The 26,127-nt window shown below is 42.7% G+C and carries 25 protein-coding genes and 1 tRNA gene; 14 read left to right on the forward strand and 12 right to left on the reverse strand.

The features are described from left to right. Positions 1–358 precede the first annotated feature (358 nt). The 3 genes from NF543_RS10450 to NF543_RS10460 form a co-directional block, all read right to left on the reverse strand. Positions 359–994 carry an NAD(P)-dependent oxidoreductase gene (locus NF543_RS10450; protein ID WP_257668073.1) on the reverse strand — a complete coding sequence of 212 codons (636 nt, stop codon included), beginning with the start codon at positions 992–994 and terminating at the stop codon, positions 359–361. 9 nt (positions 995–1,003) lie between these two features. Beyond that, positions 1,004–1,456 carry an antibiotic biosynthesis monooxygenase family protein gene (locus tag NF543_RS10455; protein ID WP_257668074.1) on the reverse strand — a complete coding sequence of 151 codons (453 nt, stop codon included), beginning with the start codon at positions 1,454–1,456 and terminating at the stop codon, positions 1,004–1,006. Positions 1,457–1,536: 80 nt separating this feature from the next. Beyond that, on the reverse strand, positions 1,537–1,989 hold the full coding sequence (locus NF543_RS10460; RefSeq protein WP_257668075.1) for a MarR family winged helix-turn-helix transcriptional regulator: 453 nt from the start codon (positions 1,987–1,989) through the stop codon (positions 1,537–1,539). A gap of 318 nt (positions 1,990–2,307) precedes the next feature. Between NF543_RS10460 and NF543_RS10465 the strand changes: the two genes are divergently transcribed. Next, positions 2,308–2,454, forward strand: a complete 147-nt coding sequence (locus tag NF543_RS10465; protein ID WP_257668076.1) for a hypothetical protein — start codon at positions 2,308–2,310, stop codon at positions 2,452–2,454. A gap of 354 nt (positions 2,455–2,808) precedes the next feature. After that, positions 2,809–4,314: an MFS transporter gene (locus tag NF543_RS10470; protein ID WP_257668077.1), complete on the forward strand. Its 1,506-nt coding sequence runs from the start codon at positions 2,809–2,811 to the stop codon at positions 4,312–4,314. Between the two features lie 226 nt (positions 4,315–4,540). Here NF543_RS10470 and NF543_RS10475 read toward each other — a convergent pair whose 3' ends face one another. The 4 genes from NF543_RS10475 to NF543_RS10490 all read right to left on the reverse strand — a co-directional run bounded on the left by NF543_RS10475 (position 4,541) and on the right by NF543_RS10490 (position 8,475). Beyond that, positions 4,541–5,422, reverse strand: a complete 882-nt coding sequence (locus NF543_RS10475; protein WP_257668078.1) for a site-specific integrase — start codon at positions 5,420–5,422, stop codon at positions 4,541–4,543. 94 nt (positions 5,423–5,516) lie between these two features. Then, positions 5,517–5,723, reverse strand: coding sequence for an Arm DNA-binding domain-containing protein (locus NF543_RS10480; protein ID WP_257668079.1), 207 nt, complete (start codon positions 5,721–5,723; stop codon positions 5,517–5,519). 419 nt (positions 5,724–6,142) lie between these two features. Next, a tRNA-Ser gene (locus tag NF543_RS10485) sits at positions 6,143–6,229 on the reverse strand. Positions 6,230–6,327: 98 nt separating this feature from the next. Beyond that, complete coding sequence (locus tag NF543_RS10490) at positions 6,328–8,475, reverse strand: HD family phosphohydrolase (protein WP_257668081.1); 2,148 nt, start codon at positions 8,473–8,475, stop codon at positions 6,328–6,330. A gap of 181 nt (positions 8,476–8,656) precedes the next feature. On the opposite strand from NF543_RS10490, the gene NF543_RS10495 reads away from it, so the two are divergent. The 3 genes from NF543_RS10495 (at position 8,657) to NF543_RS10505 (ending at position 12,129) form a co-directional block, all read left to right on the forward strand. Continuing rightward, positions 8,657–8,863 carry a hypothetical protein gene (locus NF543_RS10495; RefSeq protein ID WP_257668082.1) on the forward strand — a complete coding sequence of 69 codons (207 nt, stop codon included), beginning with the start codon at positions 8,657–8,659 and terminating at the stop codon, positions 8,861–8,863. A 119-nt stretch (positions 8,864–8,982) separates the two neighbouring features. Next, entirely contained in the window at positions 8,983–9,663 is a 681-nt protein-coding gene (rpe, locus tag NF543_RS10500) for a ribulose-phosphate 3-epimerase (RefSeq protein ID WP_257668083.1), read from the forward strand. 195 nt (positions 9,664–9,858) lie between these two features. Then, the gene (locus NF543_RS10505) at positions 9,859–12,129 is read left to right on the forward strand and encodes an aconitate hydratase (RefSeq protein ID WP_257668084.1); all 2,271 of its coding nucleotides are present in this window, start codon (positions 9,859–9,861) and stop codon (positions 12,127–12,129) included. Between the two features lie 59 nt (positions 12,130–12,188). On the opposite strand, the gene NF543_RS10510 is transcribed toward NF543_RS10505, so the two are convergent. Then, positions 12,189–13,031, reverse strand: a complete 843-nt coding sequence (locus tag NF543_RS10510; protein ID WP_257668085.1) for an MBL fold metallo-hydrolase — start codon at positions 13,029–13,031, stop codon at positions 12,189–12,191. 249 nt (positions 13,032–13,280) lie between these two features. Between NF543_RS10510 and pckA the strand changes: the two genes are divergently transcribed. The 9 genes from pckA (at position 13,281) to NF543_RS10555 (ending at position 22,174) form a co-directional block, all read left to right on the forward strand. Beyond that, positions 13,281–14,903 (forward strand): phosphoenolpyruvate carboxykinase (ATP), encoded by a 1,623-nt coding sequence (gene pckA / locus NF543_RS10515; protein WP_257668086.1) that lies wholly within the window; start codon positions 13,281–13,283, stop codon positions 14,901–14,903. 274 nt (positions 14,904–15,177) lie between these two features. Next, positions 15,178–16,308, forward strand: coding sequence for a phosphotransferase enzyme family protein (locus NF543_RS10520; protein WP_257668087.1), 1,131 nt, complete (start codon positions 15,178–15,180; stop codon positions 16,306–16,308). A gap of 28 nt (positions 16,309–16,336) precedes the next feature. Next, positions 16,337–16,981 (forward strand): carbohydrate-binding family 9-like protein, encoded by a 645-nt coding sequence (locus tag NF543_RS10525; RefSeq protein ID WP_257668088.1) that lies wholly within the window; start codon positions 16,337–16,339, stop codon positions 16,979–16,981. 222 nt (positions 16,982–17,203) lie between these two features. After that, positions 17,204–17,452: a type B 50S ribosomal protein L31 gene (locus tag NF543_RS10530; RefSeq protein WP_257668089.1), complete on the forward strand. Its 249-nt coding sequence runs from the start codon at positions 17,204–17,206 to the stop codon at positions 17,450–17,452. A gap of 80 nt (positions 17,453–17,532) precedes the next feature. After that, on the forward strand, positions 17,533–18,723 hold the full coding sequence (locus NF543_RS10535) for a putative sugar nucleotidyl transferase (RefSeq protein WP_257668090.1): 1,191 nt from the start codon (positions 17,533–17,535) through the stop codon (positions 18,721–18,723). A 38-nt stretch (positions 18,724–18,761) separates the two neighbouring features. Next, entirely contained in the window at positions 18,762–19,529 is a 768-nt protein-coding gene (gene tpiA / locus NF543_RS10540) for a triose-phosphate isomerase (RefSeq protein WP_257668091.1), read from the forward strand. Positions 19,530–19,553: 24 nt separating this feature from the next. Then, a complete protein-coding gene (gene prmA, locus NF543_RS10545; protein ID WP_257668092.1) occupies positions 19,554–20,396 on the forward strand; it encodes a 50S ribosomal protein L11 methyltransferase in 843 nt (280 codons plus the stop codon). A gap of 2 nt (positions 20,397–20,398) precedes the next feature. Beyond that, positions 20,399–21,757: a UDP-N-acetylmuramate--L-alanine ligase gene (locus tag NF543_RS10550; protein ID WP_257668093.1), complete on the forward strand. Its 1,359-nt coding sequence runs from the start codon at positions 20,399–20,401 to the stop codon at positions 21,755–21,757. Positions 21,758–21,835: 78 nt separating this feature from the next. After that, positions 21,836–22,174: a helix-turn-helix domain-containing protein gene (locus NF543_RS10555; protein WP_257668094.1), complete on the forward strand. Its 339-nt coding sequence runs from the start codon at positions 21,836–21,838 to the stop codon at positions 22,172–22,174. Positions 22,175–22,379: 205 nt separating this feature from the next. Here the strand turns inward: NF543_RS10555 and NF543_RS10560 are convergent, their stop codons facing one another. The 4 genes from NF543_RS10560 to NF543_RS10575 form a co-directional block, all read right to left on the reverse strand. Then, on the reverse strand, positions 22,380–22,577 hold the full coding sequence (locus NF543_RS10560; RefSeq protein ID WP_257668095.1) for a hypothetical protein: 198 nt from the start codon (positions 22,575–22,577) through the stop codon (positions 22,380–22,382). Between the two features lie 169 nt (positions 22,578–22,746). Continuing rightward, positions 22,747–23,307, reverse strand: coding sequence for an SMC-Scp complex subunit ScpB (gene scpB, locus NF543_RS10565; RefSeq protein ID WP_257668096.1), 561 nt, complete (start codon positions 23,305–23,307; stop codon positions 22,747–22,749). Between the two features lie 13 nt (positions 23,308–23,320). Then, a complete protein-coding gene (locus tag NF543_RS10570) occupies positions 23,321–24,445 on the reverse strand; it encodes a CofH family radical SAM protein (protein ID WP_257668097.1) in 1,125 nt (374 codons plus the stop codon). A 39-nt stretch (positions 24,446–24,484) separates the two neighbouring features. Beyond that, positions 24,485–25,642 carry a PQQ-dependent sugar dehydrogenase gene (locus NF543_RS10575; RefSeq protein WP_257668098.1) on the reverse strand — a complete coding sequence of 386 codons (1,158 nt, stop codon included), beginning with the start codon at positions 25,640–25,642 and terminating at the stop codon, positions 24,485–24,487. Between the last annotated feature and the right edge of the window lie 485 nt (positions 25,643–26,127).

Genomic DNA, 26,127 nt, shown 5'->3' on the forward strand with positions numbered 1-26,127 from the left:
CCTTGAAAAGTTGCTCCTCAGCAGAGCTTTTCTCCGCTTCTCTTGATCTTGTAAATGTAATAAATTTAAACGCTGACACAGTTTAAATTACACTCCCCTAACAGGCGAACAATGGTAGGTTTTGGTACGTAATTCTGATTGTATCTCACTAAGGTATTGATGTAACCCCCCTACTTTCAATATCATCAAAACTGACCTTATCTACTCCGGTAGTTTACAAGCTTTCCCTCGACTGTTGATCCAACTTGTATGGCAGTGTTTGCGCACGTCAACACACTTCCCAAATCTACGGTTACACATCTCGAAGCTACTACGGGAGCTGCGAAATAACATATGGCATTTAAAATTTCTATTTTTGTTAGTAAGAGATTTCTATTTTGGCTTTGAAAGTTTTTTCGTCTGTTAAGTGATTCACGATATAATCTGCAAGGTCGGCACGGGAAATTTTGGACGGGTTTCTTAAAGGCTCGTTGATTGTCGTTCTGTATTTACCAGTAAGCCTGGTGTTTCTTAACCAGGGTGAACGAATAACGGTCCAATTCAGATTGGTCTCAGTTAGCAGTTTTTCCATCTTGAGCATGTCAGCATAGGCATATTTAAATATTCGCTGCAAAATATTTTTTACAACAAACTTCATTATGAAAGAACTTTTTGGAGGGACAGTTACCGCACCTGCTGAAATACAAATCATGCGATTGATATCTTCTTTTTGCATTGCTTTAATAATATTGCCAACACCTTCGGAATAAATGGTTGTCGGCTCTCTTTGCTGAGTTCCTAAACAAGAAATGACTACATCTTGTTCCCGGATTGCATTTTCAAAGGAGTTTGGCTGAAGCACATCGCCTTGGATAATTGTTAATTGCTGATGTTTGAGAGTGAACGCATCAGGGTTTCGGACAACACCAGTAACCTGATGTCCTGCTTCCAATGCTTGTTTAACAACCAACCTCCCTGTGCCACCTGTAACTCCAAATACAATTATTTTTTTCATGCTATTATTTTAATTTTCTGCATTTTTATAAATACCTCTGTCAATTGTGATGTTTAATCTTTTAAGCGTGTCTTGAAGGTTAAATCCTTGTTTTTGGTATTCAGCCTGAACTGCTTCTTTCGCTTTTTTTATGGCATCAGTGCTTTCCCAAGCCGCAACAGTTATACAAATTAAATTTCCATCCTCATCGGTTCGTTCATACACTTTATCTTCAATAAAACCCGGAAGTTTTTTAATGAAATTCCTGTTGAAGTTCAACATTTCAGTAAACTCCTGTTTGGCTTTTGCAGGGACAATCAATTTGTCAATTAAAATTTGTTCCATAGTGTCTGATTTTTTTGTTTGAAAAATTTCCATTTTTACATCTGTTTTTGAATTGCCCTTTTGAGAATAAATGTTAGCAGAAAATGTGGTGAAGATTCCCAATAGCAGAATAAGATTGATTGGATTTGTACTTTTCATATTCTATTTATTTAATGATTAATAATGTTAAAAATATATATTTAGATTTTTACACTTGTTTCAATTCAATAAGGTTTGGTTTACTTTTCTTCGGCATGATCATTTTCATTTAAGAAACCTACGTTTTTAACCATTCTCCGTAGAATTTGAAAAGCCTGTACCCGTTCTTCATCGGAAAAGTTATTGAGCAGCAATTCTGTCCAGTTAGAAAAAATATTTCTTATCAATTTTTCTTTCTCTGCACCCGTTTTAGTAAGATAAAGTTTTCTAATTCGTAAATCATTTGGATTAGGGGTTTTCTTAACATACCCACTTTTTTCCATTCTTTTAATAAAATACGAGATGGTCCCCTTGTCCATCTGAAAGTAATCAGTCAAATCTCCTTGGGTAGCTCCAGGATAATGAGCTAAATAAGTGAGTATTTTGACCTGTCCCCTGTCCATGCCTAATGGTCGGAGCTCTTTTTGAAAATATACGTGTGATTTTCGATGTAAAACTGAAATGAGTTTACCAATAGATACATCGTCAGCCATATGTCTTCCTTTTTGTTGGATATCCAATAAAGTTAATCAGTAAAGTTGGATATCCAACAATAATTTAAGTTTTTCTATGTGAATGTAGATAGTAAAGCCTTGGTTACTTGAGAATGGTGGGTATGCCTATACGTTAGGTGTTGTTCACAATGACCGCTAATACACAATTAACCGTTTCTATTAATAAAACACCTTAATTCTAAAAAGTTACAGTGTTTACTTAGGATAAGAAAGTTCTGACTAATTCATTATTTCATATATCGCTCATTATTTTGTATATCAAAAATTGATTGCTTTTATCAGCAAAACACTTGGGATATGGATTTAAACAACTACAATTTTGAACCAGGCGAACAACGGGGAAAGAAAGTTATCTTCATTCGTTTTCCCTACAGTACACGATTAAGGGATGAATTCAAAAAGCGTTTCCCATCGGCAAAATGGAGTCGGACCAACAAAGCCTGACGCTTGCCGGATTTTCCGGTCAATGTCGGGTTTATTCTATTTTGATAAATAGCTCCTATTTATGTTTGCTTCGGCTATAAAGAGGTGATATGTCACATTCCCCCCTCTAAATAGTCGTTTTTACACTCCTTATATGCAAAATAGATCACTGAACTTTGTCATAGAACAAACAAGGTCATCAAAATAGATAAAAATGGACAATAAACTTCAATTCGATTTCCTTGTAAACAAGGAGGACAACACCGGAAAATATCATGTAATGGAACATCTCTTTTGAAGGCAGTTTCCTGAGGTAGTCATCAACCCCATTCCTGTCTTATTCAAATTAAACACCTAACAAAAAACTAACGTGTTATGAAAGAAGAGATTGCCATAAAAAAAGCAGGAACAAAGGAGTGGATCGGGCTTGCCATTATCGCCCTGCCGTGTATGCTTTACTCCATGGATCTCACTATCCTTAACCTGGCAGTGCCCAAGTTGAGCGAGGATCTTCAACCCACCAGTACACAGTTATTATGGATTATAGATATTTATGGCTTCGTCATCGCGGGACTGATGATCCCGCTGGGAGCATTGGGTGACAGGATCGGTAGAAAAAAATTGCTGTTAATCGGTGCCGCTGTCTTCGGACTGGCTTCTGTATTGGCCGCCTTTTCAAACAGTGCCAATTCCCTGATCGCATCAAGAGCCATTTTGGGTGTGGCCGGCGCTACGCTGGCGCCTTCTACCCTATCCCTCATTAGAAGCATGTTTGAAGATCCAAAACAGCGAACCCTGGCTATCGGAATATGGATTACCAGCTTTTCCATCGGCGGTGCCATAGGTCCGGTGGTCGGTGGGATCATACTGGAATTTTACTGGTGGGGAGCTGTCTTTCTGGTTGCTATTCCAATAATGATCCTATTATTGATTTTGGGTCCGTTCCTGCTTCCTGAATTTAAACATCCCGATCCGGGGAAAATGGATCTCATCAGTGCCCTAATGTCATTGGCTGCTATTTTGTCCGTAGTATTTGGCATCAAGGTGGCTGTAAAGGAAGGGCTTCACTTTCAGCCGGTTTTCTTTATACTACTCGGCATACTGATTGGCTGGCTGTTTATACGACGGCAACAGAGATTGGATAATCCCCTTATCGACTTAAAGCTATTTGATAACCGAAAATTTTCTACCTCTTTAAGCCTGAACCTTCTGGCCGCATTTATGCTTTTCGGGATGTTTTTATTTATTGCACAATATTTTCAACTGGTCATGGACTTTTCCGCATTCGAAGCAGGTTTATGGGGCATTTCTTCAGGGGTTGGGTTTATCATCGGTGCACTCACTACCCAATATCTGACCACTAAATTCAGGCCCGTGTTTATCATGACTGCGGGTTTCGTCCTGGCCGCTCTGGGTTTTGGGTTGCTGCTTTTTCTCGGAGGCGGCTTTGATCTGTTTTTTATCGTAAGCGGTTTTGCCATCTTTTCCCTTGGGATTGCATTGGTCTTTACATTGGTGACAGATGCCATTGTGGGAAGTGCCCCGCCTGAGCAAGCCGGCCTGGCCTCATCAATGTCAGAAACAAGCTCAGAATTGGGTGGAGCGTTGGGCATTGCAATTTTAGGAAGTATTGGCACGCTGGCTTACAAAAACAAAATATTCAGATCTGATTTTCAAAACGAATTAAATATTGACGATTCCCTGGGAGGTGTTATCGCTCGTGCAAATCAGTTGTCGGCAGATCGGGCATCAGACCTTATTGTCATAGCAAAAGAAGCTTTTACCAATGGAATGCATTGGACAGCAGGAATATCTGTGATTCTATCGTTAACACTTGCCTTTTTATGTCTGAACATATTAAGAAAAGTGAAGCCAATCTAAAAATAAATAGCTTCATAACAATAATCCATATGATTTTTATAAAAATCTATCGTGAACATAATATTGCATTAGTCGCCATATGGTGAGAAGCTTTAAAGTTCCCCAACTTTCCTGACCGCCAATTTCTTCAAATCCTGTATAAAATGGTTCGAAAATTGTTCTGTGAAGCGCAACAGAGCAGATTCGAATTGTCATGGATTTTTATCAAACATAGTTGCGTTTTTTTTCAACTTGGGTAAATTCCTACTGCTTTAGAATTTAATTTCTCCTTTAATGTCTTCATGTCCTGACTGATTTTAATATCGATGATTTTGGCGTAATGCTGGGTCTGTTTCAATGATTTGTGGCCCAACATTTTTGATACTGTTTCGAGCGGTACTCCATTTGAAAGCGTTATTGTTGTGGCAAACGTATGCCGGGCAATATGAAAGGTGAGCTCTTTTGAGATGCCACATAGCGTGGCAATTTCTTTAAGGTAGGCATTCGTTTTCTGGTTTGTCAGAATGGGTAAAATTTGAGCACTATCTTTGCAACGTGGATGTTCACGGTATTTTTCTATTATTGCGATGGCCTGAGGGAGAAGGGGTACTCTTGTTGGCGTTTGCGTTTTCTGTCTATTGAGTGCAATCCAAAATTCTCCATCCATTCCTTTGGCGATTTGTGTCTGATGGAGGTTGTAAACGTCAATATAAGCCAAGCCGGTAAAGCAGGAGAATACAAAGATATCCCGGATCAAGTTTAGCCGTTCCACTTTGAAATCTTTTTTTTGGATTGTATCCAATTCTTCCGATGTCAGGTATGGACGAATAACCTCTTTCTTTACTAGCTTAAATCCAAAAAATGGATCTTTAGGAAGCCTGCCTAAATTAACGCAATGAAGGACTATTTTTTTGAAATTGGCCAGATACTTCATCGTCGTATTGTGGTTGCATTTCCTTACGGTCTTTAACCAATATTCGTATTCGCTAATGAACTCATAATCCAACTTTTTCAATTCAATATCATCCAGTCCATACTTCCATTTAATGAACTGCCTGGTATGGCTTAAAGAGGTCTCGTAGCGCTTTACCGTTCCGGGTGCAAAATCTACACCTTTGAGATTTTCCATCTTGTTATTATGCTCTTGAAAGATTTCTAGCACCATTCTTCTATCCTCAGTGATGCCATGAACCAAACAATAGATTTTCTCTGGGGTTATATCCTCATCCCGTTCCAGCAGGTTTTTTTTTTGCTTGATACACTTTTGCTGTTATCAGGTCAAGGAAGTTATTTAAGGTCCGGGCATCCTCTTTATTGTCGGATGCCCTACCGGAATTTTGATTCCAGCGGTGGATGTACCACAATTGTTTGGTCGAAAATTCTCTTCGGGTACCGTTTACCGTAACCCTTGCATAAACATGTCGTTTCATTCCCTTGCTGTTTTTCGAAGATTTCAAGAAAAACAATAGCCCAAAACTCAATTCTAACATAACACAAACCTTTTAAGTTAAACAAAGTTCGGAATGATGTTACGCTGAAACAAGATGTAAACCCTATGAACAGGTTGAAGAATAACAGCTTATGTTGTTAATCGTGGCAGTTTTTAACTCGAAGCGGATTGCCACGAATGACGCATATTATTTTAGAGTGTTTTTGAAAAAAATGCGTTATATGGCAAAAAAACAAACCCTGCAAATGAATGATTTGCAGGGTTTAATGTTTTTTGTTGGGCTTTCTAGTGGAGGCACACGGATTCGAACCATCCGTTTAAAGCCCCGCTGGGCTTGATTTTGCCCAAATTAAAATCCATTTTGCCACTAAAGACGCACCAATATTGGATTTTTCTAAGCGGAGAGAGCGGGATTCGAACCCGCGGTACCGTTTCCAGTACGACAGTTTAGCAAACTGTTCCTTTCGGCCACTCAGGCACCTCTCCGTTTTGCGATTGCAAACCTAATACAAAAAAACGAAATTCGGAATACCGGAAAGTGAAAAAATCAATTTCTTTTCCAAGCTAAAGATGGGGTTCTTGTATCATTGTTGTCCGGTATGCTGCGGAGTATCTGTTTCCGTTCTTAAACCCGATTTGCCTTTTTTGCTGGCATCGTAATCAATACGTACATGATATATACTTTTCAGCATGTCTTTGAATATCTCGCTCACCAACGTGATGTCCTTAAGGGTGATGTTGCTATTTATGAGTTGTTTCTGGTTTAATTTGGATTCAATGATTTTATCTACTAAGTCATTGATACTTTGTGCATTTGGTTCTTTGAGACTCCTTGATGCCGCCTCAACCGAATCGGCCATCATTAATACCGCGGTTTCACGAGAGAACGGAATCGGTCCGGGATAATGGAACATATCCTCATCCACAAACTTCTCAGGGAATGATTTGATGTAAGACTGGTAAAAATAATCTACTCTTGTGGTACCGTGATGGGTGCGGATGAAGTCAATGATTACTTCAGGCAACTGATGCTTTCTTGCTAACTCAATGCCCTTCGCCACATGTGAGATGATAATCTGCGCACTTTGTTCGAATGAAAGCCCGTCATGCGGATTGTATCCCTTGGTTTGGTTTTCGATAAAATACTGAGGATTTGACATTTTGCCGATATCGTGGTACAGTGCGCCAGCCCTTATCAGTAGGGTATTACCACCGATCTTGTAAATGGCCGCTTCGGCGAGGTTGGCCACCTGCATGGAGTGTTGGAAAGTACCAGGGGCTTTGTATGACAGTTCCCGAAGTAATTTGGAGTTGCTATTAGTAAGCTCCATAAGCGTCACGTCCGATATGATACCAAACACGCGTTCGAAAGCATAGATAAGCGGATATGCCAGCAACGTGAGCAACACGCTGAATACAAAAGGGGTAATGTCAGACCAATAGAAGTTGCCAAAAGATCCATCACGCATGAGTCCCATCCCGAGATAGGCGACTAAATAGGTGCCCAGAATAATAGCGGATGAAATAAGAAATTGCTCCCGTTTTACCAATGTCTTGATGCTGTATATGGCCACCATACCCGTGGAGAATTGCAGGAATACAAACTCAAAACTGTTGGGCACAAAAAATGCGGCCAGCAAAACCATCAATAAATGGATGTTGAGCGCTAGGCGCGTGTCAAAAAGTATCCGTATGATGACCGGTACAATACAGTAAGGGATGTAATAAAGGCTCGGGAGCTTGATGGTGATGGCCCATGACAATACCAATAGCATGCTGGTAATGACAATAAGGATTAGGAAAATCAGTCGATTATTGTAATAGATATCTTTTCGGAAGAGGAAAATAAACACGAAAAGCAGCGAGACCACCAAGGCGACGATGAAAAACTGGCCCAGCATGACCAATGTCCGATTGCCCCCAATACGGGATTCTTCTTCGTAAGCCTTGCGAAGGGATTCAATTTTCTGATAAATTTCATTGTTGATGGTTGTGCCGTTTGCCACGATAAGTTCGCCACGTTGCACCATGCCCCTTGTGGCAGAGATACTAGACAAGGCATCTTGCTCCAAAGTCGCAGTAAGCGGTTCATTGAACACATAATTTACCGTGATATAATTGCTTATCACATCGATAAGCCAATCCTTTTGCTTGATGGCCGATCGTTTGCCGACCGCCTTGCTTACATATTCCATTGCCGTTTCCACCGTAAATACGGTAGCCGTATTGCTCTGTTTTGCTACGTTATCGGTGAGTAGGGTGAAATTGTAATGGGTATGTTCTCCCTGGAACTTGTTGTTCAACGCGATTACTCCCTGGTTATAGATTTCCGTGATGAGTTGTTTGCCAACTTGTTCATAGGTGTTGAGGTTTTCACCTAGCGTGTCTAATCCGGCAGTTTGCCATTTCTCGGGCAAATCCGTTTCAAACTGAGTGAGTTGCTGCTCAGCGGTTTGAAGGTTCTGATCGTAGATTGGGTATACGGATTTCAATACATTTTCACGGTCCCTGTCAAGCTCAGCCTGTGTTTTTAAAACCGCAAAATTATAAGGGGATACCAAATCCTCGTGCATCCATACCTTGCCTTTTTCAAATTCGTACCTGAAACGGGGCTGTTTTGGCAAAAAAACCGTAATCAGAACGATACTGGCCAATATCATCCCATATTTTAGTAGGAATGCATATCTTCCGTCCGCGTCGGCCGACTTGTATTTGATCTTCAATCTTGCCACCTTATCGTATTTTATCCCAAACCTAATAAAAATTTCCTATGCAGGACAAGAAATGGGAAATTACCTGCTGCAAATGTACGCAAAGGCAAATTGATAAGGTTTAACAGTATGGTAAATTTTGGTTAATGGTGAGTTGTTATTCGCATGATAACTTACACCCATGGAACTAAAGCGTCATATCATGACAAAATCTAGCATCGAGATTACCGATAAAGTGTACCTGATTAAATTGCACAAGGCCGAATTTGAATACCCGCTGGTGCGAAAACTGTTGAATAAACTGCTAAGTGGCAACTTGCATCATGAGGAGGATCCTGGTGAAGAAGACATTACAGACAGGTATTCGCCTGAATTAAGTGAACGCTTTGACTTCCTTGCAGATAAATAGTTATCGTGACGGACAACGGCGGTATACCGCTACATGGTCGACTTTGTCAGTTTTCTATATTTTTTCGGTTCCCTGAAAAAGAATCACTGGCAATTCGTTATCTTTGCTAAAAAAGCGCTATGTCCAGACGCAAACACCTTGTTGCCCCTTCCGTATTGTCTGCGGATTTTGCCCATTTATATGATGATATTGCGATGATCAATCAAAGTGATGCTGATTGGTTCCATATTGATATCATGGATGGGGTATTTGTACCTAATATTTCGTTCGGATTTCCAGTGCTGGCCTCCATAGCACATTATGCAAGGAAGCCATTGGATGTACATCTGATGATTGTAGAACCCGACAAATATATTAAGCAATTCAAAGAAGCCGGTGCCGATAACATCACGGTGCACTTTGAGGCATGCACGCACTTGAACAGGACCATTCATGCCATAAAGGAATTGGATTGTAATGCTGGCGTGGCTATCAACCCACATACCCCCGTTTCGCTTCTCCATGAAATTGTAGAGGTTGTGGATGTAGTATGCCTTATGTCTGTCAACCCTGGATTTGGTGGGCAGAAATTCATTGAAGGCACATACCGAAAGATAAAAGAATTGAGAAGTTTGGCTGCAGGAAGGAATGACAGCTTGCTGATTGAAATCGATGGAGGGGTAAGCAGCCATAATGCTTTGGCACTATTGAAAGCAGGCGCAGACGTATTGGTCGCTGGTAATTTTGTTTTTGCAGCTAAAAATCCCATTCATGCAATCGCGGAGCTGAAAGGGATTACTCCTGATTTGGTTTCCGCCTAATCACCAATTATCTCAAACAGTGTAAGTCGTGGGCGCGTATTTTGTTTAGAATATTTCCAAATTAAATGGGTGCGCTACCAATCCTCGTTAAAACATGTTTTTTTTGTAAATTCGCAGCAATTTTACGGAAAATAACAGCACATTAACCCTGTTATTTTGCTTCTTTTCATATAATTCAACTAGTATAATTGATAAATGGCATTTGATATTGATATGATTAAGAAGGTCTACTCACAATACGGAGCACGGATTGCCGCTGCCCGTGAAGTGGTAAATAGGCCTTTGACACTGACCGAGAAAATTTTATATGCACATTTGTGGGATGACAATGCAAAGCAAGGATATGAACGCGGAGTCTCCTATGTGGATTTTGCCCCTGACCGTGTGGCCATGCAAGATGCCACAGCCCAAATGGCCCTGTTGCAGTTTATGCAGGCCGGGAGGCCGAGGGCTGCTGTTCCATCCACTGTCCACTGCGACCATTTAATCCGAGCCAAAGAGGGGGCAAAAAAGGATTTGGCAGTAGCCACTTCTGAAAGCAGGGAGGTGTTTGACTTCTTGGCATCGGTATCCAATAAATACGGTATTGGTTTTTGGAAACCTGGAGCTGGTATCATCCACCAGGTAGTGCTGGAAAACTATGCGTTTCCCGGAGGCATGATGATTGGCACGGATTCGCATACCGTCAATGCTGGTGGATTAGGTATGTTGGCCATCGGGGTAGGTGGGGCAGATGCTTGTGATGTCATGGCCGGATTGCCGTGGGAGCTTAAATTCCCGAAACTGATTGGTATCAAGCTGACAGGCAAACTCAACGGTTGGACAGCACCCAAAGACGTAATCCTTAAAGTGGCCGGTATCCTCACCGTAAAGGGCGGCACGGGCTGCATTGTTGAATATTTTGGAGAAGGAGCGATATCCATGTCCTGTACGGGCAAGGGCACCATCTGCAATATGGGAGCCGAGATCGGAGCTACCACCTCTACTTTTGGGTACGATGAGTCCATGGAACGTTACCTGCGGGCGACAAACCGTGCCGACGTGGCCGACGCCGCTAACTCCGTCAAAGAACACTTGACCGCCGATCCAGAAGTGTATGCCAATCCAGCGAATTATTTTGACCAAGTCATCGAAATAAACCTTTCCGAATTGGAACCCCACCTGAATGGCCCATTTACCCCTGATTTAGCCACACCGGTGTCGAAAATGAAAGAAGAGGCAAGTAAGAACGCGTGGCCGCTAAAAGTGGAATGGGGATTGATCGGCTCATGTACCAACTCCTCATACGAGGATCTATCGCGTGCGGCCTCCGTGGCCAAGCAAGCGGTGGAGAAGGGATTGGTGACTAAGGCCGAATTCGGTATCAACCCCGGCTCTGAGCAAGTACGCTATACCGCTGAACGGGATGGCCTACTCGATACCTTCACAGATTTGAACGCTACGATTTTCACCAACGCCTGCGGACCCTGCATCGGCATGTGGGCACGTGTAGATGCCGAGAAGGCTGAGAAGAACACGATCGTCCATTCGTTTAACCGGAACTTTGCCAAACGTGCAGATGGCAATCCAAATACCTATGCATTTGTGGCATCACCGGAATTGGTTGCAGCCATTGCGATTTCGGGCGACCTGTCGTTCAATCCACTTACGGACACCTTGATAAATAACAAAGGTGAAGCCGTGAAGCTGGATCCACCTATGGGAGATGAACTTCCTCAAAAAGGTTTTGATGTGAAGGATCCAGGGTACCAGGCTCCGGCTGAGGATGGAAGTGAGGTGGTGGTTGCCGTATCACCAACGTCTGATCGTCTACAGTTGCTCGATCCCTTCGCTTCATGGGAAGGCACCGACATCAAGGGACTGAAACTGCTTATCAAAGCCAAGGGTAAATGTACCACTGACCATATTTCCATGGCCGGGCCGTGGCTCAAATACCGGGGGCATTTGGATAATATCTCCAACAACCTGCTTATTGGTGCCGTTAATTACTTCAACGACAAAACCGATTCCGTAAAAAGCCAGTTGACCGGTGAGTATGGACCAGTACCCACTACACAGCGTGGTTATAAAGCAGCCGGGATCGACTCTATCGTTGTGGGCGATGAAAACTATGGCGAAGGCTCTTCACGCGAACATGCGGCTATGGAACCCCGCCATTTGGGTGTATGTGCCGTATTAGTCAAATCGTTTGCCCGTATCCACGAGACCAATTTAAAGAAACAGGGGATGCTCGCATTGACCTTTGTGGATAAGGAAGATTACGACAAGATTTTGGAAGACGATACCATTGACATTGTAGGGCTCACCGAATTCGCACCCAACAAATCATTGACATTGATGATTCATCACGCTGATGGTTCGATTGATGAAATCAACGTGAACCATAGCTACAATGAACAGCAAATCGGTTGGTTCAAAGCGGGAGGTGCGCTTAATATCATCCGCCAAAGCCAGTCTATGGCATAATATGAAGCACTAACTAAACTAAACGGAAGCTGTCCCGATGCATATTGGGACGGCTTTTTTCATAACCATTCATTGAGCGAAAACGTATCCTTGAGCCGATATCCTTTTTCCGTGAGTTGTATGGTACAGCATTCATTTACAGGATCATGTTCCAGAAATAAGGTATAATCATGGTCTACAGCCTCCTGCCAATAGCGTTTACGCTCCTCCATGGTGGTCAGTGGGCGCACATCATAGCTCATTACATAGGGGAGGGGGATATGCCCGGCCGAAGGCAACAAGTCTGCCATATAAAGCAGCGTTTTGCCGTGGTAACTGATTTGAGGCATCATCATGGCATCCGTATGGCCATAGGCAAAGCGAATAACGATGTTTTCGGAAAACCGGATGCCATCTTCTACATCAACGAATCGAAGTTGCCCGCTCTCATAGATGGGTAAGATGTTTTCTTGCAAGAAGGAAGGTTTTTCCCGGTGGTTAGGGAATAGGGCCCAATCCCAGTGCTGCTTGTTGCTCCAGTAGGTGGCATTTTTGAAGGCGGGCTCCAATGCTTCGCCCTTTCTGACGATGGCTCCGCCCACATGGTCGAAATGGAGATGGGTCAGGAAGACATCGGTAATGTCATCCCGATGAAACCCATGGGCAGCAAGTGAACCATCCAGCGTAGCCTTACCGTGACGGTAGTAGTGGCTGAAAAATTTCTCATCTTGCTTGTTGCCTATCCCCGTGTCTACCAAAATCAGCCGTGGGCCATCCTCAATGAGCAGTAGTCTTGTCGCCCAAGTACACATATTCCTTTCGTCTGCCGGATTCACGCGTTGCCATATCGATTTGGGTACAACCCCAAACATCGCCCCGCCATCAAGTTTGAAAAATCCAGTATCAATGCTATATAATCTCATGGTTGTATGTTCATTTGGCTAAATGATAAAGGTAAAAATTACAAGCCGAATACGTAAACGTTTGCATGAAAATATGTGCATAAATTTTTATATCTATAGGCTAAAACGATAAACTGATTTGTGTTTCAGTTGATTACCTTAGTGTATATTATACAAAAAGCTGATTTTCAATGTTTTTTTGCTTTTATATGTGAATTTTTAATCCCTACCTTTGTCGCATTAAATGCAAAAAAAATATAAATAATCGCTATGAATGCTCCAAAAAAAGCAATTCCAGAGCTGGATTACCTTTTCATCAAGAACAAAGAAAAGGTACACTATCAAAAAAGCGTTGCCGAACTGGTGGAAAACGCAATTATCAATAACGAAGGAAGCCTCTCAGATACAGGAGCGTTGGCCGCTGATACTGGGCGCTTTACTGGACGGGCACCGCATGATAGGTTTATTGTTCAGGATGGGCTGACCGAAAAAGCCGTATGGTGGGGCGCCATCAACCAGCCCATATCGGAAGCATCATTCGAGTGCCTGTTTGAGCAGGTAGCCTCGTATTTCAACGACAAGGACATCTTCGTGCGGGATGCCCTTGCCGGTGCCGATCCTAATCATACCATCGGCATCAGGGCCATTACCGAAACATCATACCAGAATATCTTTGTAAATAACCTATTCATCAGGCCTGCCTGTCCTGATCCCATGGCGCGTCCCGAATGGTCAATCTTGGCTGCGCCGGGTTTTAGTTGTGAGCATCCCGAGCAATTTGGCTTGCACAATCCCAATTTTGTCATTATCAATTTCACGCGGAAAGTGATTTTAGTGGCAGGGACTGGCTATACTGGTGAAATAAAGAAGGGCATTTTTTCTGTATTAAACTTTATCCTGCCACTCCAAAAAAAGGTGCTTTCCATGCATTGCTCGGCCAATACTGATGAGCATGGGCATGCGGCGCTTTTCTTTGGCCTTTCTGGTACGGGAAAAACCACGCTCTCGGCCGACAAGGACCGGTTCTTGGTGGGGGATGATGAGCACGGTTGGGATGCAAACGGGATTTTCAATTTTGAGGGCGGATGTTATGCCAAGTGCATAGGACTTGATGAAAGCAAAGAGCCCGAAATTTTCCAGGCGATTCGTTTCGGTGCCCTTATCGAGAATATCAATTTCTTTTCCGGTACCTGCATCCCTAACTATGAAGATACCACGAAAACCGAAAACACCCGGGTAGCTTATCCCATCCACCATATCACAGGCAGTGTGGCATCTGGCCGGGCACAAGCACCGAAGAATGTCTTTTTTCTTACGGCGGATGCATTTGGAGTAATTCCACCGGTATCCTTACTATCCGTTACCCAAGCCATGTACCATTTCATATCCGGATATACAGCCAAAGTAGCAGGTACTGAGGTGGGGATCAAGGAGCCCAAGGCTGTTTTTTCTGCTTGCTTCGGCGAGGCTTTTTTACCATTACACCCATCGCATTATGCCGAGCTGTTGAGAGAAAGATTAGCGGGCTCCGACATCAATGTATGGCTTATCAACACCGGATGGATTGCAGGTCCATACGGTATCGGGCGCCGGATTAAACTGGGCTATACACGGGCCATCATCAAAGCTGCGTTGGATGGTGCACTTAAAGAATCCTCCTATTCGGTCCATCCAGTATTTGGGTTGCACTATCCCACTACTTGCCCAGATGTGCCTGACGCTGTGCTGAACCCCGTACGATTGTGGGCCGATGAAAACGCCTATTATGCTCAAGCCAACCAATTGGCGAAACTTTTTATCGAAAACTTCAAAAAGTTTGAGGATATGGTGAACAAAGATGTACTGGCGGCATCACCTGTCGTAGTTGCATTGGAAACAGGCACAATGGTTTAACGTAAATTTAAAGATTACTTATGTATCCCCATAAGCCCTAAGGCCTACGGGGATTTTTTATTTATAACAGCTCTTGCAAGCTTCATTGCCGCTTAAAACTTAGCGCAGCGATTTCATTGATACCGCTAAAGAGCAAACAATGTATCAATAAGCACTTTATTCTAATGAAAAATAGCGCAAACGATTGTTTGATGAAATCGTTCCATTATTAATATGCTATTTTGCATATTGCGTCTCGTTTTATAGCAGAAGACCGTATTGTCCTTTTATTTTTATGAATTCGTTTAATCCAAAACAGGTTTCCACCTTGGCAGGTGAGTTTGATATTGAAGGGAATGTTACCAGTGTTTCGCCTTTTGGGTCGGGGCACATCAATGATACCTATCGTGTTACGACCGATTGGCCCGGAACAAAGAACTACTTACTTCAGCGGGTAAACCACCATATTTTCAAAGACGTAGCAGCTGTGATGCAAAACATACAGTTGGTGACGCAACATTTGAAAGAGAAATACCGGGCGCTGGATGGCCATGATAAACACCTTGAAGAGAAGGTGCTAACGCTCATACCAACCCGACAAGGTGAATCATGCCATCAGGATGCGACAGGGAACTTCTGGCGAATGTTTATTCTATTAGTAGATACACGAAGCTATGATATCGTGCAAACTCCCCGACAAGCAAAGGAAGGGGGACGAGCATTTGGGCAATTCCAGCGTTTATTGGCTGATTTGGATGTTCGGTTTATCCATGAGGTACTGCCAAATTTCCACCACATCGGTAAGCGATTGGATAAACTTAAAAATGCTATTGACAGGGATGTGGCAAACAGGGTATTTCTAGTAAGTGATGAATTGCGTTTTATTATGGATAGGGAGAAGCGCATGCATACGATACTTGATACCGCATCCCAAGGGCAGCTTCCCGTACGTATTACACACAACGACACGAAATTCAATAACGTGCTGCTTGATGAACACGACAACTTGCAATGCGTGATAGATTTAGACACCGTGATGCCGGGATATGTGGCTTATGATTTTGGTGACGCAATCCGAACCATCATCAATTGTGCTGCGGAGGATGAGGCCGATCTAGACAAAATCAAATTGAATATCCCGCTATTCCAGGCTTACACGGAAGGGTATTTTGAAGAGGCTCATCCCTTTTTGATACCAAGCGAAATCGACTCTTTGATAGAGGGGGTACTCCTGTTACCTTACATGCAGGTTGTACGGTTTCTCACGGATTTTTTGGAGGGCGACCATTATTATAAAATCCAACATCCCAATCACAACCTACAGCGTACCAGGGCACAGCTTAGATTGGTGGATCAACTTGAAGCGCATGAATTGGAATTACGGGGAATCATCACTCGTGTGGCGGATAGCTATCAACATGTATGATGGCTGGTCGATTAAGTAAATTATTTATATGAAGAAATTGCTTATTCCTTTCCTGGCGGATGTGAACCATGGTTCATCCCCGAATGCTATTGAAGCTGCGTTGACCCCATTGGATGCTACGAATCTGATGGAAGTAGCGTGGCCAGCCTATCCCTACAAGCCTACTGTATATTTCAAGATAGCTCATACGGTGGATAGTATTTTGCTCAAATACGTTATAAAGGAGGAGCATGTCAAAGCTGCGTACCGCAACACAAATGACCCAGTCTATAAAGATAGTTGTGTAGAGTTTTTTTTATCGTTTGATGGCGTTCATTATTATAACCTTGAATTCAATTGTATGGGAACGGGGTTGATCGGTCACGGTAATGCCGATAAGGGAAAGCGTAGGAAACTGCCTAATGGCACCGTCGAAAAGGTAAGGACCCATAGTCGCATCCATGCCAAAAACCATGGAGATACGGATACAACATGGCATTTATTGCTGGATATCCCGTTTACTGTATTTGATGCCGATACTATAAATTCCTTAACTGGATTAAAATGTACGGGCAATTTCTATAAGTGTGGTGATGAATTGCCTGCGCCGCACTACGTTTCCTGGAACAGGATAGATTATCCTGTTCCCAATTTCCATTTGCCAAAATTCTTCGGCGACCTGCAATTCCTATAATCTGGATTAGGGTAAAGGGGTACTTATGGTGGGCTAGGATATGGTCAACCATGGAAAACCTTGCAGAAAATTGCCGAAATACTATTGCAAATTACATAGGAATAAACTACCTTTGCAACCGCTATTGGAGATTGTTGTGATAGATAAACGAAACCTCCAGCCATTGCCGAGGTTTGTTATACTAAATGGCAGGGAGCGTAACTGAAAAAAATAATTATTCTAATGAAGAAAGATTTGCATCCATCGAATTACAGGTTAGTGGTTTTCAAGGACATGTCAAATGATTATGCTTTTATGACAAAATCATGCATCGAGAGCAAGGAGACTGTCAAATGGGAAGATGGGAACGAATACCCGTTGGTAAAACTGGAAATTTCGCATACTTCTCACCCTTATTATACTGGTAAGATGAAATTGGTTGATACCGCAGGACGTATCGATAAATTCCGCAACCGTTACACTAAGAAGTAAGGCGGTTTTTCCACAAAGAAATATTAGTCCCGATATTTTATCGGGACTTTTTTATTTTAGCCATGCTAAATTAATAAGCTATGCATGTTGTTCTGTTTGATAAAGCCAACTGGCGGAAGGGACTATATCCCTTAACATTGACGCGACCTGTGGCTGACTTGCGTGTCGGGATATTGACCATTGCCGAGAAATGGGCGAAATGGTTGGCATCCCCATTTTCATTCCTGAGCGAAGATTACTTGGCTGGAAAGTACCCTTTGGGTCAGATTGTGGATGATGTACTGCTCGTTAGCGGCAATTGCTGCCCAGATAGTCGGTTATCTGATGCAGTACTGGCCCTTCGTACTGGGGAGGCGCTGATGGCGGGAAACGATTTTATCGCACTACGTATGGATAGTGAGGCGCTACAGCATGCGGATTCGATGGAATTGAATAGCTATACCCTTATTTCCTATACGCATGATTTTGTAAAAATAAACTATCCCGAAGATTTATTCCTGAATAACGGTGAGCAAATCCGTTCTGATTTTGAGCTACTCACCAAAGGAAGAACTTCAGCGGAACTATCGGACAGCAATAGGTTCATTGGTAACAATTTCTTTGCCGAAGAGGGTGCCAAAGCCGAATGTGCTACATTCAATAGTACCATGGGTCCCATTTATTTGGATAAAAACAGCGAAGTATGGGAAGGCAGCTTGATCAGGGGGGCATTCGCATTAGGTGAAGGTTCACAAATCAAGATGGGAACCAAGGTATATAGCAACGTTACAGTTGGGCCATATTCCCGAGTTGGCGGTGAGCTCAATACCTGCGTGATATGGGGCAGATCTTCCAAGGGACATGATGGTTACCTAGGAAGCGCGGTGATGGGCGAATGGTGTAATTGGGGGGCTGATACCAACAACTCAAATTTGAAAAATAATTATAAATCCGTACGTTTATACGATTATAGCCATTCCGGATACCGTGACACGGGATTGCAGTTTTGCGGTACCATCATGGCTGACCACGCGAAGTGTGCCATTAATACGGCATTCAATACAGGGACCGTGATAGGAGTGGGGGCTAGTATTTTCAGTACGGGTATGCCACCTACATTTGTCCCCGATTTTTCATGGGGAGGTGCCGAAGGTTTCACCACTTACCAGTTGGACAAAATGTTTGAAACAACCAAATTAGTTTATGACCGGCGCAATCAAGAATTTGATGAAACAGAAAAGAAACTGCTAGAGACTGTATTTGAGTTGACCAGGGAGCACCGGAACTTTTAAAATAGAAATTTAACTACATTAAATAGAATATCAATATTATGCGGAAAAAAATCGTTGCCGGAAATTGGAAAATGAATCTAGACTACCAGCAGGGAGTTACCCTTTTTTCAGAAATTGTAAACATGGCCAAGGATGAAGTGATGGGTGACCAACAGGTGGTTGTATGTAGCCCGTTTATCCACCTACATAGCATCTTTCAAATGGCCAAAGGCGCAACCCACGTTGCAATAGGAGCACAGAATGTATATTTTGAAGACGCTGGAGCATATACTGGAGAGGTATCGGCCGCTCAAGTGAAATCCGCAGGTGCGGCGTATGTGATTTTAGGACATTCAGAGCGCAGGGCGTATTTCCATGAGGATGACCATATGTTGAGTAAGAAAGTGGACGCCGTCCTTAAACAGGAATTGACCCCCATTTTCTGTATTGGTGAAACCCAAGAAGAACGAGAATCCGACCGTTATTTTGATATAATTAAGAAACAGTTGAAAAATGGGGTTTTCCACCTTCCAAACGATGCATTTGGCCATGTCATATTGGCTTATGAACCCGTTTGGGCTATAGGTACAGGACTGACCGCATCACCAGAACAAGCGCAGGAAGTGCATGCATTCATTCGTAACGAGATTGCCAACCAATACAATGCGCATATTGCTGAGGATACGACCATATTATATGGTGGAAGCTGTAATCCAAAAAACGCTCCCGAGCTGTTTTCGCAGACCGATATCGATGGTGGGCTTATTGGCGGCGCATCGTTGAAATCACGTGATTTCATTGACATCGTGAAAGTATTCAACAGCTAAAGTTAACGGTAGGTTACGTGCTTAATGAAATACAGCGAAGTCATATTTACATGCGAAGGCGGAGAAGATTGGCATCGGGATCTATTGATTCACGACTTGGCAAACATGGGTTTCGATACCTTTGAGCACCGAGATAAGGAGTTTGCCGCCTACATAGCTTCCGAACAGCTTGATTTGCATTCCTTGGAATCATTGTTGATACATCAACCTGTTGATTTTGGTGTCACTTATGTGGTTAATGAAATTCTCCCACAGAATTGGAACGAGGTATGGGAAAGTAACTTTGAACCGGTTGTGGTTGCGGATCAATGTTACATACGCGCCACTTTTCATGCACCAGAGCCATCTTATCCATACGAAATCATCATTGACCCCAAGATGGCATTCGGCACAGGTCATCATCAAACAACCTCGTTGATGATACATTATATGCTTGAGACAACGTTTTTTGGGAAAAGTATACTGGACATGGGCTGTGGTACAGGTATATTGGCTATTTTAGCCGCTAAACTTGGTGCATCAAGCGTACTGGCCATCGATAACGATCCCGTAAGTGTTGCGAGTGTAGAGGAAAACAAAGCATTGAACGGAGTTGAGCATATTTTGACCCAATGCGGCTCCATTGACTTGGTTGCAAACCAGCAATTTGACATTATATTGGCAAACATTAATCGCAATATTTTATTAAATCAATTGGGCACTTACTCCCAAACCTTGAAAATAGGCGGGATATTGTATATGAGTGGATTCTATGATGGGGATGACTTGAAGACATTGATAACAGCCTGTGCAAAGCATGAGCTGGATTACGATGGACACAAGGAGATGGACGGCTGGGTAGCCGGACGGTTCATTAAAAAGGAATAGTTATGCGAGTACACTTTATTGCCATTGGAGGCAGTATCATGCACAATCTTGCCATTGCATTGGCCAAGAAAGGGTATATGGTAAGCGGTTCCGACGACCATATCTATGAGCCGTCGAGAACCAACCTTGCCAAGGAGGGGTTGCTTCCAGCATTAGGGTGGTACCCGGAAACCATTACTGCGGATATTGACGCGGTGGTATTGGGAATGCATGCCAAAGCCGATAATCCCGAGTTGCTGAAAGCCAAGGAAATGGAGGTCCGCATTTATTCCTACCCCGAGTTTATCTATGAGCAAACAAAAGAAAAAATAAGAGTAGTGATAGGGGGGAGTCATGGTAAAACTACCATAACGAGCATCATCATGCACGTACTTAAATCAATAGGAAGGGATTTCGATTATTTAGTAGGAGCAAAGCTTGATGAATTTGAGTACATGGTGAGGCTTACCAAGGATGCACCGCTCGCCATCATTGAAGGGGATGAGTATTTGGCTTCACCGGTGGATCAGCGGCCAAAGTTTCACCTGTATAAACCTAACATTGCCTTAATAAGTGGAGTAGCATGGGACCATGTCAATGCATTCCCTACGTTTGATAATTATGTGGAACAATTTAGATTATTCATTAAAAGTATTGAACCTAAGGGGACGTTGGTATATAACAAGGAAGATAAGAAGCTTCAGGAGATTGTCCTTGAGGACCAGTCCAAGATAAACAAACATGGCTACCGAACTCCTGAGTATACCATCAACAAAGGAATTACATACATGCATACACATATCGGTAATATTCCGTTACAAGTCTTTGGCAAGCATAATTTGTCTAATATAGCGGCGGCATTTACGGTCTGTGAGTGGTTAGGGGTTAGCCGTGAAGAGTTTTATACGGAGATAAAACAATTTAAAGGAGCTTCGCGACGTTTAGAGTATGTGGCAAGTGATAATGATAGTGTCGTTTATCAGGATTTTGCACATACCCCCACCAAATTAAGGGCAAGCATTCATGCTGTTAAAGAACAGTTTCCGGGCAAAGCATTGGTAGCCATCGTTGAATTGCATACCTATAGCAGTCTCAATGAAGCATACCTGAATGAGTATAAGGGTACCATGCAAGATGCAGAATACCCTGCAGTATTTATCAATAAGGAAGCATTGAAACAAAGAAACGCCGATACCATTTCGGAAGATACACTGAAGAAAGCATTCGATCAGCCCAATTTGGTGTACTTTAGTGATATAGAAGGCATAAAGAATTACCTTGAGAAGATGGATCCGGTTGGAAAGAATTTATTATTCATGAGTTCAGGAAACTATGGGGGTATCAACTTAGTTAATTTTGCCGATAAATTCCTATTAAAGTAAAACTTTAGCTATCTTAGTTTCCCAATAGGAAAATAAATTCAAGACAACTACTTAAATTTTAACATACTATCTTACCAAATGAATGCATTAGGAAAAAAAATCAGACTATTAAGACACCAAAAGGGATGGAGTCAAGAGGATGTAGCCAAACGGCTTGATATATCCATACCAGCTTTTTCCAAGATAGAAACAGGGATAACAGATGTAAATCTATCGAGACTTGACCAAATATCTAGACTATTTGGTTTAACCATGGTTCAATTATTGGCTACCAACGATTCGGAAGAAGAGAAAAAATACGTTTCGGAATTGGCCGTGGCTAACAAAAAGCTTCAAGATCGTGATACAGAAGTGATAGAATTACAAAAAAAGGTAATCGATCTTTACGAATTGCTTCATAAAAAATCTACTGTGTAACCCTCTATCACCAGGAGGACCTTTAAAAAAACCAATCACATCTACTGTGCTCTCCTTTGACATGGTAGATGTGATAGAATTAAATTTTCGGATTCGAGATAAATCTCACTATTATACGATGGTGAGATGACATAGGTATGGCCTTGGGATGCCCATATACGTTGTGGTAAGTAATGGTTGCTTTCGAATATGAAGTTTTTTATTGTCAATAATCGTCGTCGTCATCGAAGTCCTCGAAATCGTCTAACGAGTCAAGCTCATCCAATTCAAAGCTATCCTCGTCATCGAAAAGATCATCCGAATCATCTTCATCTTCATCTTCGGGCCCACCATCATCAAACGTAAGCCGAATGTCATCTTCCAAAACCGCTAATTCATTGTCATGCATCATTGGCGTTTCCATAATCATCCTTGATTGTGTATTGTAGTTTTATTTAGGATAAAAATAACAAGTTTTTGATTTCAAATCATTTTTTTTACAAAAAAAATGTTAGCTGCAAAAGGCTAGTAATGAATGGGGTTAAATATAAGGTGCACCATGGAACTCATAAAGCCATTGGCGATGGATCATTTCAATCGCTTGTTTCGCCTATCGCATTGTCTTCGGGTACGATTTCCTTCAACTTCGGTAAGTCGGCGGTACTGTCAATGCCAAAGTGGTCCATAAACAAATCGCTCGTACCATATAGGATTGGCCTTCCCAGCGCATCTGCCTTGCCTACAATTTTTACCAGCTCCTTTTCGAGCAGACGTTGCAAGGAATAATCGCAATTCACGCCGCGGATTTGTTCGATTTCCAATTTCGTGATGGGCTGGCGGTAGGCCACGATCGCCAAAGTTTCCAAGGCGGCTTGGCTCAGTTTCTTTTTCGCGCGGTGCGTCTGCAGCAGGTTAATGGTTTCGTAATATTGCGGTTTGGTCAAAAATTGATATCCGGTATTTACTGATTTCAATTCCAGCACATGGTTTTCTTGAAGGTAGCGGCTTTTTATTTCGTCAAGCGCAGCATGGATGGTCTGTTCATCGATATCGATGCCTATGGAAGCCTCGATAACATGCTTGATTTCTGCCACATTGATGCCGTATTCGGAAGCATACACAAGGGCCTCTATTTGTTGACTTAAGTTTTTCAAGCGTATTTAGGAATTAATAATCGATGACTTGCTCCTCCATGGTTTCCGGTATTTCCCTGAAATCATATTTCTGCGTACGCAGTTGCGGTTGAAAGCCGGCCTCCCGGATTGCATCTTGTATGGACGAGGATGTAAACCGATGTGGTGCGCCAGCGGCAGATACCACATTCTCCTCGATCATAATGGATCCGAAATCATTGGCACCTGCATGCAGGCAAAGCTGTGCTACTCGTTTCCCTACCGTAAGCCATGAGGCTTGGATGTTTTTGATGTTAGGTAACATGATGCGGCTTAACGCAATCATCCGGATATATTCTTCACCAGTTACATCATTGGTAATGCCCCTCAGGCGTTTGAGCAAGGTGCCGTCATCTTGGAAAGGCCATGGGATGAAAGCAATAAATCCGTATGTACCCGCTGGCCGTTCCTCCTGTACCTGCCGTATCCATACCATATGTTCAAATCGTTCTGCAATAGTCTCGATATGGCCGAACATCATGGTGGATGAGGTGGGTAAATCAATCTTATGGGCAGCACGCATCACATCGAGCCATTCTTTACCACCGCATTTCCCTTTTGATATGAGACGCCTTACCCGGTCATTTAATATCTCTGCGCCCGCTCCAGGCAGTGAATCAAGACCGGATTCTTTCAGAGCAATGAGTACATCAAGATGACTCATCCCCTCCAATTTGGCAATATGGGCAATTTCGGGTGGGCCTAGTGAATGCAACTTCAATGTCGGATACAAGGTCTTCAACTCCCTGAAGAGGTCGGTGTAAAACTTCAATCCCAAATCGGGATGATGCCCCCCTTGTAAAAGCAATTGGTCACCTCCATAGCGGAATGTTTCTGCTATCTTCTGTTTGTATGTTTCAATATCGGTGATATAACTTTCCTCATGGCCGGGCCTACGAAAGAAATTGCAAAATTTACAATTAGCGATGCAAACATTAGTCGTGTTGACATTCCGGTCGATTTGCCAGGTCACTTTGCCGTGGGGTACTTGTATCTTGCGCAATTCATCCGCCACAAAAATAAGGTCGGCCGTAGACGCATTGTTGTATAAATAGATCCCCTCGTCAATCGAAAGAAAGTCGAAATCAAGGGCCCGCTTAAGCAATTTGTCAGTATTCATGATAAGCAAAGATACACAGTTTATAAATAAACCTCAAACCTATGGGGTTTTGGCAGGTGCCAACTTAAGCAACATGCCCGGGCCTTCGGTAAGCACATAAATATAACCATCGGGACTTTGGGCTATTTGGCGCACACGTCCAATATCTTGGAGTAATTTTTCTTCATGCGTGTATTTCCCGTTGGAAACTTCTATACGGGCCACATGCATCAATGCCAGTGCCCCTGCAAATATATTTCCTTGCCATTCAGGATATTTATCCCCCGTATAGAATAATAGCCCGCAAGTGGCTATGGATGGTGTCCAATAATGAATAGGCTGCTCCATCCCTTCTTTTTCCGTAAGGTCCGAAATGATGGCTCCGCTATAGTCAATACCATAGGTGATCACAGGCCATCCATAATTCTTTCCTTTTTCAACGATATTGAGCTCATCACCACCGCGCGGACCGTGTTCAGTAGCATAGATGATGTCTGTGGAACTATCGTATACAATACCTTGTACGTTGCGGTGCCCATATGACCAAATGCTAGGTTTGGCAGTTGGGTTATCTACAAAGGGATTATCGTTGGGAATACGTCCATCATCATGCAGCCGATGCACCTTGCCCATATCATTCGAAAGATTTTGGGCATTTTCCTTGGTGCCACGTTCGCCGGTACTGAAAAATAAGTATCCATTATTGTCAAAAATAATCCGGCTGCCGAAATGCACTCCCGAGGTGGATAATGGCATAGTTTGATATAACTCTTCCAGATGAGTTACCTGGTTGCCCTCCAGCTTGAAGCGAATTAGTGTGGTACTACCCCCATCTTGTCCCGGTTTGGCATAGGTGACATATACCCATCCATTATCTGCATATTGCGGGTGCAGCTGGATATCCATCAAGCCACCCTGCCCGCGTTCATAAGTTTCCGGAAATCCAGTAAGCTTTTGGCCAGTGTATTTCTCGTTTTCAAACACCAATATTTCGCCTTTGCGTTCCGTCACTAATAAACGACCATCGGGCAGCCAAGCCATACCCCAAGGATTGTCAAGCCCGGTATGGAGCGTATCAACGTAGAAACTAGCCTTTTCAGAAGTGATTGGTTCGCCTGTTCTGTGTTCAGCGTCACCGTTGTGCTGTCCATTGCTTTCGCAAGCAGCTAATAAGGCACCGGCAACAAGTGTGCTTAATAATAGATGGTATGGTTTCATTCGAAAAATAATTATGTGGGACAGTACCAAAGTATGCAATTGCTTTTTTTAATAATCAAAGATATGAAACCATCATGATTTTTCAAACCACACAGTGGGATGAATAAATCTGATAGCTTCATCACAACTGAAAAAGCAAATTTAAACAGATGAAACCTGCATGAGCTACCGCTCAAAAAAGGGCATGAATAAGACAGCTCATGCAAGCTTCATTGCCGTTAAAGAACAATTTATTCTAATGAAAAATAGCTGCATCAATAAGAGGAGGGTGCAGATTAGATTTCCGTTTGTGGCCTAAAAAGGTTCACGCAAAGTCACAAAGACGCCACCTTAGTGCCCGCTGTTAAAACAATATTAAAATAAAATAATGTAAACAACTGTAAATAAATGATTAAACGTTTCATTGTGCTGAATGCATGCCGCTACTATTGCATATCTGTAACCAAATTGTTATGTTTGTGTCTGCCAATTTGCAAAGGATCCTG

This window comes from Parapedobacter tibetensis, assembly GCF_024704835.1.
In the GTDB taxonomy this organism is placed as follows: Bacteria; Bacteroidota; Bacteroidia; order Sphingobacteriales; family Sphingobacteriaceae; genus Parapedobacter; species Parapedobacter tibetensis.